Source organism: Kitasatospora sp. NPDC089913, from assembly GCF_044748625.1.
Lineage (GTDB): Bacteria > Actinomycetota > Actinomycetes > Streptomycetales > Streptomycetaceae > Kitasatospora.
In genome coordinates, this window is sequence record NZ_JBIVGI010000005.1 from 336946 (window position 1) to 348812 (window position 11867).

An 11867-nucleotide genomic window follows, 5' to 3' on the forward strand; every position below is an offset into this window, starting at 1 on the left:
AGTTCGCACCGGTCGCCGGAGGTCCGTCCATGAGCACGCCGCCGTTCCTCACCCTGCCGCCCTCGGCCCGTGCCCTGCGGGTGGCGACGGCACGCGGGCGGTTCGCGGCGCTGCGGGCCGAGCCCGCCGGGGCGGTGCGGGGCTCGGCCCTGCTGGTGCCCGGCTTCACCGGCAGCAAGGAGGACTTCATCGCGCTGCTGGAGCCGCTCGCGGCGGCCGGCTACCGGGTGACCGCGGTCGACCAGCGCGGCCAGTACGAGACCGGCGGGCCGCACGACGACCCGGCCGCCTACACGGTGGCCGCCCTGGGTGCGGACGTCCGGGCCCTGACCGGGGCCCTGGCGGCCGAGGGCGGCACCGGCCCGCTGCACCTGCTGGGCCACTCCTTCGGCGGTCAGGTGGTGCGCGAGGCCGTCCTGGCCGCGGCGACCGGGGCGGCGGCCCCCGGCGGCGCTCCGCTGCCGTGGGCCTCGCTGACGCTGATGTCCACCGGCCCCGGCCCGATCGATCCGGCCGAGGCGGAGCGGACCCGGCTGCTGGTCGAGGTCCTGCCCACGATGGGCCTGGAGGAGATCTGGCAGGTGATGCAGCAGATGGAGGAGGCCGACGGGACGCGGGCGCGCCGCCTGCCGTCCCCCGAGGTGGCCGCGTTCCTGCACCGCCGCTGGCTGGCGAACGTGCCGCAGGCGCTGATCACCACCGGCGGCCACCTGGTCGCCGCGCCGGACCGGGTGGCCGAGCTGGCCGCCGCGGTCACCGCCGGACTGCCCTCCCTGGTGCTCTCCGGCGTCCAGGACTACGCCTGGCCCGTCCCGGAGCAGACCGCGATGGCCGAGCGGCTGGGGGCCCGCCGGGTGGTCGTCGCGGACGCCGGGCACTCCCCCAACGCCGAGCAGCCGGCCGCCACCGCCGAGGCACTGCTGGCGCACTGGGGCTGACACGCCCGCCCCGGCCACCGCCACCTCCCCCACCGCTCCGTACCGCCCGGCACCCGGCTCCCGCCCGCCCGGCAGCACCCCGGACCGGCCCGGAGCGGGACCCCGATCCACCGGCTCCCGCGGCCCCCTGGTACAAGGGGGCGACAAAATTCGTTAGTTGCGGTAATATTTGATTCGGTCCTGGAAACATCGTCGACATCGACGTCGGCACGCGGTCGACACGATCCATCCGAAACCAGGACGTTACGGACGGGCAACGGCCCGGTAGCAGCGCCACCGCAGTGTGGTTCACGAGGGCCATCGGCGCCCTTGGCAATCAGGGGGGAGCCCTCTTTGCCGCGACAGCAGCCGGTCGACGACTCGACCCGACAGACCCCGAAAGGGCTGATACCCACTCAGCCACGACCGCCCCGCACCGCGGGGCCAGGAAAGGAGACGCCCATGCGCTTCGAGATCCTCCGACTGGACGACGCCCACGGCACCGCCACCGACCGCCTGATCGCCGACGCCGAAACCGTCCGCGAGCTCGTCCAGGCCGCCGCCCGCACCGGCGAACGCCTGCTCATCCGCCCGTGCCCGGCCGTCTGACCGGGCCGGCCGCCGCGGAGTCCCCGGACTCCCCCGCCGCCGAGCCCGACCCGTCCGATCCGGACGTCCCGATACCCGACTGACGCCCCGTCATCGCCGCAGCGAGCACGGGGCGTCAGCGCGTTCCGGCCCCTCGGCCCCACCCCCGCTCCCGCTCCCGCCCCTCGACGCGGCCGCGGATCGAACACGACTCGAACTCGGCCGGGGCGCACCCCGGCGCACACCCCCGACGTTTGCCGCCGCCCCCCGCTGGACATTTCCCAACGGGAGCCGCCGGCACCACGCCCACCCGCGCCGGACGGGCAGCCGCCACCGACAGGTGCCGCCGAGCCGCCCTCCGTACGGGTGATCGTCCTTGACGCGGCGGCCCGGAGGGAGGAGCGTTGTCGGCTATGAGGGGCGAGCCAAGCTGCCCGAGGTGCGCCGGTCGGGTCCGCGCTCCCGGTCTGTTCTCAGACACCTGGCAGTGCGACCGGCACGGAGCCGTGCACCCGATGCAGCCGGTACTGCCCCCGAGCATCGAGGCACTCGGCGTCGCCGTCGCCCGCTCCCAGGTCCCCGTCTGGCTGCCCTGGCCGCTCCCGGTGGGCTGGCTCTACACCGGCATCGCGCACGTCGGCGACGACGTCTCCGGCGCCCGGGCCACCGCCGTCGCCTGTTCGGGACCGGCGCCGCTGGGCGGCTTCGGCGAACTCGTGCTGGTGGCCGAGGAACTGGGCGTCGGCCTGGGTGCCCGGTACGCCGGGCTGTCCGGCCCCGACCCGGGCGAGTCGGTGGCCCTCTACAAGCCCGCCGACGCCAAGCTGATGGCGGCCGGCCGGCCGACCCCGATGTTCCACGTGCCGGACGCCCCGGCGGACCGCGCGGTGTTCGTCGGCGAGGCCCGCGGACTCTGGCTCTGGGCCGTCGCCTGGCCCGAGCAGTCCGCGCTGGTGATGTACGACGAACTGGTCCTGACGGACCTGCGGGAGGCCGGCGCGGAGCTGGACCTGCTGCCCTGCGGCGCCCTCTCCCCGCACCTGCTCGGCTGACGCGCCGTCCGCGCCGGGCGGGCCGACCACCGCGGCAGCACTATCCTGGGCGGCACCCCGCCGGCCCGCCGCGCCGGCCCCGAGCGCCGGCCCGCGCCGCGCCGACTCCGAGGAGCACCGTCCGTGCGCATCGACCTCCACGCCCACAGCAACGCCTCCGACGGCACGGACACCCCGGCCGAACTGGTCGCGGCGGCCGTCGGGGCCGGGCTGGACGTGGTGGCGCTGACCGACCACGACACGGTGGCCGGGCACACCGAGGCGGCGGACGCGGTGCACGCCCTGCCCGCCGGCACCCGGCTGACGCTCGTCCCGGGCGCGGAGCTCTCCTGCGTGGCCGGTGACATCTCGATGCACCTGCTGGCCTACCTCTTCGACCCGGCCGAGCCCGCCTTCGCGGCGGAGCGCGAGCTGGTGCGCACCGACCGGTTCCGCCGGGGCCGGGCGATCGTCGAGCGCTGCCGCGAGCTGGGCGCGGACATCAGCTGGGAGCAGGTGGAGCGGATCGCAGGAGAAGGTTCGGTGGGCCGTCCGCACATCGCCAGCGCGCTGGTCGAGGCGGGCGTGGTGGCCTCGGTGTCGGACGCGTTCACCGCCGACTGGCTGGCCAACGGCGGGCGGGCGGACGTCCGCAAGCACGAGACCGACCCGGTCACGGCGGTCCGGCTGGTCCGGGCGGCCGGCGGGGTGCCGGTCTTCGCCCACCCGGGGGCGGTGAAGCGCGGGCAGACCGTCTCCGACCAGGTGATCGCCGACCTCGCGGCGGCCGGGCTGGCCGCGCTGGAGGTCGACCACATCGACCACGACGAGCCGACCCGGGCCCACCTGCGCGGCCTCGCCGCCGAGTTGGGGCTGCTCACCACCGGGTCCAGCGACTACCACGGCGGCCGCAAGACGGTCCGGCTGGGCGAGCACACCACCGACCCCCAGGTGTACGAGGCGCTCGTGGACCAGGCGACCGGGGCCAAGCCGATCGGCGGCTGATCCCGGCGGGCACCCCGGGCGGGCGGTCCCGTTCCTCGCGGCCCCGTCCACCCGTCGCGTGCCCGCCCACCCCTGCCCGGGCGTCAGTCCAGGGCGACGCCCCGCCGCTCCGGGTCGCGCAGATCGGTCCCGTGCTGGAGCCAGCGCTCCTGGAGCGCCGCCGCCCCGTGCACCCGCTTCCAGCCCGCCTCGTTGGGGGTCATCGGCAGCAGCGGCAGGAAGTGGACCGGGTCGGCCGGCTCGTCCAGCTCCAGGTCCTCCACCAGCCCGCCGGGCTCGGCCGCCAGGACGGAGGTGAAGGGCGCGCCGTCCCACAGCGGAGCGCCGAGGTCCAGCGAGCCACCGGGGGCCACCACCAGGCCCTCCACCTGCGGCGTCGCCGCGAAGGTGGCCAGCGGGCGGAGCACGCCGTCGCGCCCGCCCCGGATCGTCAGCACGAGTTCCGCCCGCGGGCCGCGGACCTGGTCGGCGACCGCGGCGCCCGGGTCGGCCATCGGCGCGGCGGACATGCCCAGCGTGGCGTACCGGACCAGTCCCTCGGCGTCGGGGCCGAAGCGCAGCACCTCGATCCGGTCGGCACCGAGGAAGGTCACGGCGGCGCGGCCGCCCGGCTCGCCGAAGGTGGTGAGCAGCCGGGCCTCGACGGCGGCCAGGACCGCCGTCCGGGAGGGGCCGTGCGCGCTGCCGCCGGAAGGGTCGCCGAAGAGCGGGAAGTCGTGGGCCATGCCGGTGAGCGTAACCCGCGCTCCCCGGGCCGTTGGCACGGCCTTTACGTGAACGCGGGCGCGACGGAGGCCGATCGGATGTTAGTGTGAGCGACTGGCCACCGGGGAGTTTCCCCTCCTCCGGGGCAGCGGCGCGAAGGAGGTGGTTGCGGTGGATACCAGCCGACCATGCAGTACCGGCAGCTCTACCCGGCCCGGACGCCTTCCCCGTACCCCTCGCCACGCGGACTGAAACAGCGGACCCCCGGGAGCCTCGGCGACAGCCGACCGGCCTCCCCACCGGCACCCTGGTTCCGTCCGTCCCGTGCGGACGGCACGGCGGTCCTCCGCTCCGGCCGGGAGAGCACCCCACCGACGTCCGGTCGCTCCGTTCCGTGTGCCCCAGCAAGGCCCGGGAGCGACCGCAGGCGCCGGATTCCATCGGTGTTCCTCCGCCGTCGCACCGCGGCCGTTCGTCACCACGCCGTCGTGCGGCGGTTCCTGCCCCAGGGAGCCTGCCATGTCGATGATCAACAGCCTGCGCGCAGCCGTCCGCACCAACCGCCGCCGCTCCGCGGCCGGCCTGTTCGACTCCATCCACCCGGGTGAGACCCCGTCGGCGGTGGTGGACTGCGCGGTCTACCAGCACGGCCGCCGGCACGGCGAGACCTGCAGCCCGCGCGATGCCGCCCGGCTGGTCAAGGCCTCGAAGCAACTGCCGGAGGGCGAGGGCTCGTTCAGCTGGATCGGGCTGCACGAGCCGACCGAGGCGGAGTTCGAGGGCATCGCCCAGCGCTTCGGGCTGCACCCGCTGGCGGTGGAGGACGCGGTGCACGCGCACCAGCGGCCGAAGGTCGAGCGGTACGACGACGTGCTGTTCGCGGTGTTCAAGACGATCCGGTACGTCGACCACGACCAGCTGACCCCGACCAGCGAGGTGGTCGAGACCGGTGAGCTGATGGTGTTCGCCGGGCGGGACTTCGTGATCACCGTGCGGCACGGCGGGCACAGCTCGCTCAAGGAGCTGCGGCACCGGCTGGAGGCCGACGCGGACGGCACCGGACTGCTGGCCAAGGGCCCGTCGGCGGTGCTGCACGCGATCGCCGACCACGTGGTGGACAACTACATGCTGGTCGCGGACCAGTTGCAGACCGACGTGGACGAGATCGAGTTCGAGGTGTTCTCCAACCGGGGCGGCCGGGGCGCGGACGTCGGGCGGGTCTACCAGCTCAAGCGCGAGGTGCTGGAGTTCAAGCGGGCGGTGGCACCGCTGCTGCGGCCGATGCAGCAGCTGTCCGAGCCGCTGCAGCGACTGGTCGACCCGGAGATCCAGAAGTACTTCCGGGACGTCGCGGACCACCTGGCCCGGGTCACCGAGCAGGTGCACGGCTTCGACGAGCTGCTGAACTCGCTGCTCCAGGCCAATCTGGCGCAGGTCTCGGTGGCGCAGAACGAGGACATGCGCAAGATCACCGCCTGGGCGGCGATCTTCGCGGTGCCCACCATGATCACCGGCGTGTACGGGATGAACTTCGACTACATGCCCGAGCTGCACCACCGCTACGGCTACCCGATGGTGCTCGGCAGCGTGGTGCTGATCTGCATCGGCATGTACCGGGGCTTCCGCCGCAACGGCTGGCTGTAGCCGGGGGCGCCCCCGGCCGCCCGGCCGCCCCGGACTACTTCCGGTCGGCCCGGGCGACCACGACCAGACCGAGCAGGATCAGCACCACCGCCGGGTAGGCGGCGGCCGGCGGCCACTGGCCCAGCCAGAACGCGGCGATCAGCGCGGCCCCCGGGGTCTCCAGCAGGATCGCGGTGGAGGTCACCGAGGGGCCCAGGGTGCGCAGCACCCGGTTGCTGAGCGAGTGGCCGAGCAACTGGGCGGTGGCCATCAGCAGCACGATCTGCCACCACGCGCCGGCGGACCAGCCGGACAGCGGCGTCCCGGCGACCAGGCAGACCACGAGCAGTACGGCCGCCGTGGTGGCGTAGCAGACCAGGGTGTACGCGGTGGTGCTGACGGTCCGCCGGACCTCGGCCCCGAGCAGCATGTAGCCGGCCGCGGCGAGACCCGCGCCGAGCGCCAGGGCGTCACCGGCCAGGGCCCGCGGCGAGAGCGACAGGTCCACGCCGGTGAGCACCAGGACACCGGCGAAGGCGGTCACCGTGCCGAGCCACACCATCCGGGGCGCCCGCACCCCGAGCAGCCGCATCAGCACGATCGTCCACAGCGGGGTGGTGGTGACCAGCGCGGTCGCGGAGGCCACCGAGGTCATCCGAAGGCTGGGCATCCACAGCGCGAAGTGGACGGCGAGCAGCACCCCGGCCGCCGCGGCCAGCAGCAGCGCGCGCCTGGGGACGGCACGCAGTTCGGCCCGGTGGCGCAGCAGCGCGTAGGGGCCGAGCACGCCGACCGACATGAGGTTGCGCCAGAAGGCGATGGCCAGGGCGGGTGCGGCGGTGGCACTGATCAGCGGGGCGGAGAGCGAGATCGCGCCGACCGAGACGGCCAGCAGCAGCAGGTCGGTCCTGGGGAGCGGGCGCGCGGTCGCGGCGGTGTCGGGGACGGCAGCGCCGGCGGCAGCGGCAGCGGGGACGGGGACGGTGGCGACAGGGACGGCGGCGGCGTCGCTCTCGGGCCGGGCGGCGGGCACGGCGCTCCTCTGGATCCGGTCGGCGGTACGGGCGGCTCCTACCGTAAGGCCCGTGCGGCACTCATGGAACTGTCGCCCGAACCGCGAGACATCGCCCCTGTGACGCAGGCCGTACGCTGTGCGCCATGGACCGTACGCCTGCCGCAGCCGCGACCGCCGACGACTTCCTCGACCGGGCCCTGCTGGAGGAGGCGGCGAAGAAGTCCGGCCTGCTCTGGGTCCGGGCGGACGGCCAGGAGCACGGGCGGGCCCTCTGGCACGCCTGGCACGACGGCGCCGTGGTGGTGGTCGGCGACGGCGCCGAGCAGCCGCTGCACGGGCTCACCGGTGGCGCGGGCGCGACCGTCACCGTCCGCAGCAAGGACAAGGGCGGCCGGCTGACCGGATGGCCGGCCCGGGTGGTCGAACTGGCCCCGCGGAGCGAGGCCTGGCAGGGCGCCGTCGAGGAGCTGAAGGGCAAGCGGCTGAACGCGCCGGACACCGACGCCATCACCGACCGCTGGGCCCGCGAGTGCCGGGTGCTGCGGCTGGAGCCGGCCGGGACGGCGGGCGCCGAGCTCACCGAACGGCCCGGGGCGATGCCGGAGGAGCCGCACGCGGCGGCGCCGATGCCCACCCCGGCCACCACCCGCCGGCCCGTCCCCGCCGGACTCCCGAAGCTGCTGCTGAAGCGCCGCAGGGGCTGACGCGCCCTCACCGCGGCTCAGCCCGCACCGCGGCCCGCCCTCACCGCGGCCCGCCCCGGGACCGCCTCCCCCGGTCGCCCGGTTCGCCCGTTTTCACCGAGCCCGGGCGGAGATGCCCGAGTAGCCTTGGCCGCGGGGCGTGGCCGCGCCCGGCCGGGCGTCGAACGAGGCGCGTCGAGCGAGGCGAGGGAGACCGGAGTCCATGGCAGGACCAGGCAGCCGCGTCTTCATCTCGCACCTGTCCGGCATCGCCGTCTTCGACCCGAACGGCGACCAGGTCGGCCGGGTCCGGGACGTCGTGGTCGCCCTGCGGACCGGCGGCCGCCAGCCCCGGGTGCTCGGCCTGCTCGTCGAGGTGGTCGCCCGGCGCCGGATCTTCCTCCCGATGACCCGGGTGACCAGCCTGGAGTCCGGCCAGGTCATCACCACCGGCGTGATCAACATGCGCCGCTTCGAGCAGCGCCCCGCCGAGACCCTCGTGCTCGCCGAACTGCTCGACCGCACCGTCACCTGGACCAAGACCGGCCAGGAGGTCACCGTCCTGGACGTCGCGATGACCCAGACCCGGCTCCGCGAGTGGGAGATCGGCAAGGTCTTCGTCCAGGTCGGCCGGGTCGGCCGGCTGCGCAAGGCCCGCGGCGAGACCGTCACCCTGGACTGGCAGGACGTCACCGGCTTCACCCTGCCCGAGGAGGACCAGGGCGCCGCCAACCTGCTCGCCACCTTCGACCAGCTGCGCGCCGCCGACCTCGCCAGCGTGATGCACCACCTCTCCGCCAAGCGCCGCGCCGAGGTCGCCGCCGCGCTCGACGACGAACGGCTCGCCGACGTCCTGGAGGAGCTGCCCGAGGACGACCAGGTCGAGATCATCGGCAAGCTGAAGGACGAACGGGCCGCCGACGTCCTGGAGGCGATGGACCCGGACGACGCCGCCGACCTGCTCTCCGAACTGCCCGGCGACGAGGCCGAGCGGCTGCTCCAGCTGATGGAGCCGGACGAGGCCGAGCCGGTCCGCCGTCTGCTGAGCTACGAGGAGAACACCGCCGGCGGCCTGATGACCACCGAGCCGATCGTGCTGGAGCCGGACGCCACCGTGGCCGAGGCGCTGGCCCGGGTCCGGGTCTCCGACCACAAGCCGGCGCTGGCCGCGCAGGTCTTCGTCTGCCGCCCGCCGAACGAGACCCCGACCGGCAAGTACCTGGGCACCGTGCACTTCCAGCGGCTGCTGCGCGAGCCCCCGTACACCCTGGTCGGCTCGCTGGTCGACGACGACCTCGACCCGCTGCCGCCGGACACCCCGCTGTCGCTGATCACCAGCTACCTGGCCACGTACAACATGGTCGCCGCGCCGGTCGTCGACGAGGCGGACCACCTGGTCGGCGCCGTCACCGTGGACGACGTGCTCGACCACCTGCTGCCGGAGGACTGGCGGGAGGCCGCGCTGCACGGCGGTCCGGCCGAGGACGGCGCCGACGGACGGGACGAGAGGGAGGTGACCGGTGGACGCTGACCGCAAGGGCCGGCGCGAGGAGACCCCGCGCCAGCGGCTCCAGGGCGAGCTGCGGGAACTGCGCCAGCTGCGCGAACTGCGCGCCCGCGAGGGCGCCAGGGACCGCCGGACCGAGCCCGCCCCCTCGGGGTCGTCCGCCCGCAGCCGGCTGGACCAGCCGCGCACCGCCCGCACCGGTCTGATCAACCTGCCGGCCTACGACCCGGAGGCCTTCGGCAAGCTCTCCGAACGGATCGCCCGCTTCCTCGGCACCGGACGGTTCATCGTCTGGATGACCGTGGTGATCATCCTCTGGGTCGCCTGGAACACCCTGCTGCCCGACGTGGTCCGGTTCGACGACTACCCCTTCATCTTCCTCACCCTGATGCTCTCGCTCCAGGCCTCCTACGCGGCGCCGCTGATCCTGCTCGCGCAGAACCGCCAGGACAACCGGGACCGCGTCAACATGGAGCAGGACCGGGCCCGCAGCGACCGCAACATCGCCGACACCGAGTACCTCACCCGCGAGGTCGCCGCCCTGCGCCAGGGCCTCGGCGAGGTCGCCACCCGGGCCTTCATCGCCTCCGAGCTGGGCAGCGTCCGCTCCGAGATCCAGTCGCTGCTCAAGGAGATCGACGAGCGGCAGGAGGCCCCCAGGACGCTGTGACCGGCGGCACGCCACCGACCGGACGAGGCCCCCGCGCGGCGCCGTACCATCAAGTCATGGCCAACGAGACAGAGGTCGCGGCCGGCGTCACGGAAGAGTCCGTACGCCAGGCGCTGTCGACCGTCAACGACCCGGAGATCAACCGCCCGATCACCGAGATCGGCATGGTGAAATCGGTCGGGATCGGCGAGGACGGCGCCGTACGGGTCGCGGTCTACCTGACCGTCTCCGGCTGTCCGATGCGCGACACCATCACCGCCCGGGTCCGCGAGGCCGTCGGCCGCGTCCCCGGCGTGACCGGGGTCGAGGTCGAGCTCGACGTGATGAGCGACGAGCAGCGCAAGGAGCTCTCCCAGCTGCTGCGCGGCGGCGCCCCCGAGCGCGAGATCCCGTTCGCCAAGCCCGGCACCCTCACCCGTGTCTACGCCGTCGCCTCCGGCAAGGGCGGCGTCGGCAAGTCCTCGGTGACCGTCAACCTCGCGGCCGCGATGGCCGCCGACGGCCTGAAGGTCGCCGTCGTGGACGCCGACATCTACGGCCACAGCGTGCCCCGCATGCTGGGCGTCGAGGGCCGGCCCACCCAGGTCCAGGACATGATCATGCCGCCGCAGGCGAACGGCGTGAAGGTCATCTCGATCGGCATGTTCACCCCGGGCAACGCGCCGGTGGTCTGGCGCGGCCCGATGCTGCACCGCGCGCTGCAGCAGTTCCTGGCCGACGTCTACTGGGGCGACCTCGACGTCCTGCTGCTGGACCTGCCGCCCGGCACCGGTGACATCGCCATCTCGGTCGCCCAGCTGGTCCCCAACGCGGAGATCCTGATCGTCACCACCCCGCAGATGGCCGCGGCGGAGGTCGCCGAGCGGGCCGGCACCATCGCGGTGCAGACCCACCAGAAGATCGTCGGCGTGATCGAGAACATGTCCGGCATGCCCTGTCCGCACTGCGACGAGATGATCGACGTCTTCGGCACCGGCGGCGGCCAGACCGTCGCCGACGCGCTGACCCGCACCGTCGGCGCCACCGTCCCCGTGCTCGGCTCGATCCCGATCGACGTCCGCCTGCGCGAGGGCGGCGACGACGGCCGCCCGGTCGTCCTGGCCGCCCCCGACTCCCCGGCCGGCACCGCCCTGCGCGCCGTCGCCGGCAAGCTCGGCGGCCGCCAGCGCGGCCTCTCCGGCCTCTCCCTGGGCCTCACCCCGAAGAACAAGTTCTGACGCGACAACTGACGCGACAACTGACGCGGCAGCAGCACGCGAGCACGACAGGGGCCCGCCGGTCCGGACCGGCGGGCCCCTGTCGTGCGTCCCGGCCCTACGGGCGGGTGTAGGCCGTGAGGTCGGGGACGGTGGCGAAACCGGCGCCGTAGGCGCTGACGCCGCGGCCGTAGGCGCCCAGCAGGACGCCGGGAGCCTCGCCGGCCAGGACCCAGCCGTACTCGGACTCGCGGTAGCGGAAGGGCTGCGGCAGACCGTTCACCGGGAGGCTCAGGGTGGACCAGCCGGGGCCGTCCAGGTCGTCGGCGAGATCCCAGGCGAGCGCGGACTGCTGGTCCAGCCAGTCCTGGCGCAGCGCGCGGTCCAGCTGGCCCGGCCAGGTCGCGGCCAGCAGGCCGGAGCCGGCCAGCCAGGCCGCGGAGGCGGCGGAGGTGGCCTCCAGGGTGCCGGTGTTGTCGGCGCTGCGCCGGCTGTCCCGGCGGGCGACGGTGACGACCACCGCGAACTTGCGCATGTCGCGCGGCTCGTACTGACGGGCCGGCTCCTCGCCGTGGCCCAGGCTGCCGTAGTCGACGGTGCCGTGCGCGCCGGAACGCGGGCCGCCGAAGCCGCTCGGCAGCAGGAAGCGGCGGCCGGACCAGCCGTCGTCCAGTCCGTACCAGGGGAAGTCCGCGGAAAGGTACGGCACCAGCGGGTCCGCCGGGCCGGCCTGTCCGCCGACCATGGGTCCGCCGGCCGTGGCCGTTCCCACCGCCTGACTCGTCGCGTCCATCCCCGGGGCCTCCTCAACGACGTTTGCCTGCCGTGGTGCGCTCCCATCGTGGCGCACCCCGGCGCCCCCGCCGGCCGACTCGGGCCCGGACGGGCCCGGAAGTGACGGACGGCACAGCGGGAACAATCAGCACA

Annotated in this window: 12 protein-coding genes; 9 read left to right on the plus strand and 3 right to left on the minus strand. The window is 74.5% G+C overall.

Annotated features, from left to right (window positions below; translation table 11 throughout):
* Positions 1–29 precede the first annotated feature (29 nt).
* From ACIPYS_RS11240 to ACIPYS_RS11255, 4 genes are all read left to right on the plus strand, one after another.
* Entirely contained in the window at positions 30–938 is a 909-nt protein-coding gene (locus ACIPYS_RS11240) for an alpha/beta fold hydrolase (RefSeq protein ID WP_093860650.1), read from the plus strand.
* A gap of 441 nt (positions 939–1379) precedes the next feature.
* Complete coding sequence (locus ACIPYS_RS11245) at positions 1380–1526, plus strand: hypothetical protein (RefSeq protein ID WP_093860651.1); 147 nt, start codon at positions 1380–1382, stop codon at positions 1524–1526.
* A gap of 392 nt (positions 1527–1918) precedes the next feature.
* Positions 1919–2557, plus strand: coding sequence for a DUF6758 family protein (locus tag ACIPYS_RS11250; RefSeq protein WP_375921661.1), 639 nt, complete (start codon positions 1919–1921; stop codon positions 2555–2557).
* A gap of 123 nt (positions 2558–2680) precedes the next feature.
* Positions 2681–3541 carry a PHP domain-containing protein gene (locus ACIPYS_RS11255; RefSeq protein ID WP_093860652.1) on the plus strand — a complete coding sequence of 287 codons (861 nt, stop codon included), beginning with the start codon at positions 2681–2683 and terminating at the stop codon, positions 3539–3541.
* 83 nt (positions 3542–3624) lie between these two features.
* On the opposite strand, the gene ACIPYS_RS11260 is transcribed toward ACIPYS_RS11255, so the two are convergent.
* Positions 3625–4266 carry a suppressor of fused domain protein gene (locus tag ACIPYS_RS11260; protein WP_400745416.1) on the minus strand — a complete coding sequence of 214 codons (642 nt, stop codon included), beginning with the start codon at positions 4264–4266 and terminating at the stop codon, positions 3625–3627.
* 499 nt (positions 4267–4765) lie between these two features.
* Here ACIPYS_RS11260 and corA point away from each other — a divergent pair, with 499 nt between their 5' ends.
* Positions 4766–5890 (plus strand): magnesium/cobalt transporter CorA, encoded by a 1125-nt coding sequence (corA, locus tag ACIPYS_RS11265; RefSeq protein WP_093860654.1) that lies wholly within the window; start codon positions 4766–4768, stop codon positions 5888–5890.
* 34 nt (positions 5891–5924) lie between these two features.
* On the opposite strand, the gene ACIPYS_RS11270 is transcribed toward corA, so the two are convergent.
* Positions 5925–6902: a DMT family transporter gene (locus ACIPYS_RS11270; protein ID WP_093860655.1), complete on the minus strand. Its 978-nt coding sequence runs from the start codon at positions 6900–6902 to the stop codon at positions 5925–5927.
* A gap of 125 nt (positions 6903–7027) precedes the next feature.
* On the opposite strand from ACIPYS_RS11270, the gene ACIPYS_RS11275 reads away from it, so the two are divergent.
* The 4 genes from ACIPYS_RS11275 (at position 7028) to ACIPYS_RS11290 (ending at position 10961) form a co-directional block, all read left to right on the plus strand.
* A complete protein-coding gene (locus tag ACIPYS_RS11275) occupies positions 7028–7588 on the plus strand; it encodes a hypothetical protein (protein WP_093860656.1) in 561 nt (186 codons plus the stop codon).
* Between the two features lie 202 nt (positions 7589–7790).
* A complete protein-coding gene (locus ACIPYS_RS11280) occupies positions 7791–9098 on the plus strand; it encodes a magnesium transporter MgtE N-terminal domain-containing protein (RefSeq protein ID WP_093860657.1) in 1308 nt (435 codons plus the stop codon).
* A 49-nt stretch (positions 9099–9147) separates the two neighbouring features.
* A complete protein-coding gene (locus ACIPYS_RS11285) occupies positions 9148–9744 on the plus strand; it encodes a DUF1003 domain-containing protein (protein WP_400745479.1) in 597 nt (198 codons plus the stop codon).
* 56 nt (positions 9745–9800) lie between these two features.
* Positions 9801–10961 carry an Mrp/NBP35 family ATP-binding protein gene (locus tag ACIPYS_RS11290; RefSeq protein ID WP_093860659.1) on the plus strand — a complete coding sequence of 387 codons (1161 nt, stop codon included), beginning with the start codon at positions 9801–9803 and terminating at the stop codon, positions 10959–10961.
* A gap of 97 nt (positions 10962–11058) precedes the next feature.
* Here the strand turns inward: ACIPYS_RS11290 and ACIPYS_RS11295 are convergent, their stop codons facing one another.
* The gene (locus ACIPYS_RS11295; protein ID WP_093860660.1) at positions 11059–11733 is read right to left on the minus strand and encodes a hypothetical protein; all 675 of its coding nucleotides are present in this window, start codon (positions 11731–11733) and stop codon (positions 11059–11061) included.
* Between the last annotated feature and the right edge of the window lie 134 nt (positions 11734–11867).

Coding starts and splice junctions, on each gene's coding strand:
- ACIPYS_RS11245 (WP_093860651.1), top strand. CDS start 1,380: ATGCGCTTCGAGATCCTCCGACTGGACGACGCCCACGGCACCGCCACC.
- ACIPYS_RS11260 (WP_400745416.1), bottom strand. CDS start 4,266: ATGGCCCACGACTTCCCGCTCTTCGGCGACCCTTCCGGCGGCAGCGCG.
- ACIPYS_RS11295 (WP_093860660.1), bottom strand. CDS start 11,733: ATGGACGCGACGAGTCAGGCGGTGGGAACGGCCACGGCCGGCGGACCC.
- ACIPYS_RS11275 (WP_093860656.1), top strand. CDS start 7,028: ATGGACCGTACGCCTGCCGCAGCCGCGACCGCCGACGACTTCCTCGAC.
- ACIPYS_RS11240 (WP_093860650.1), top strand. CDS start 30: ATGAGCACGCCGCCGTTCCTCACCCTGCCGCCCTCGGCCCGTGCCCTG.
- ACIPYS_RS11280 (WP_093860657.1), top strand. CDS start 7,791: ATGGCAGGACCAGGCAGCCGCGTCTTCATCTCGCACCTGTCCGGCATC.
- ACIPYS_RS11250 (WP_375921661.1), top strand. CDS start 1,919: ATGAGGGGCGAGCCAAGCTGCCCGAGGTGCGCCGGTCGGGTCCGCGCT.
- ACIPYS_RS11290 (WP_093860659.1), top strand. CDS start 9,801: ATGGCCAACGAGACAGAGGTCGCGGCCGGCGTCACGGAAGAGTCCGTA.
- corA (WP_093860654.1), top strand. CDS start 4,766: ATGTCGATGATCAACAGCCTGCGCGCAGCCGTCCGCACCAACCGCCGC.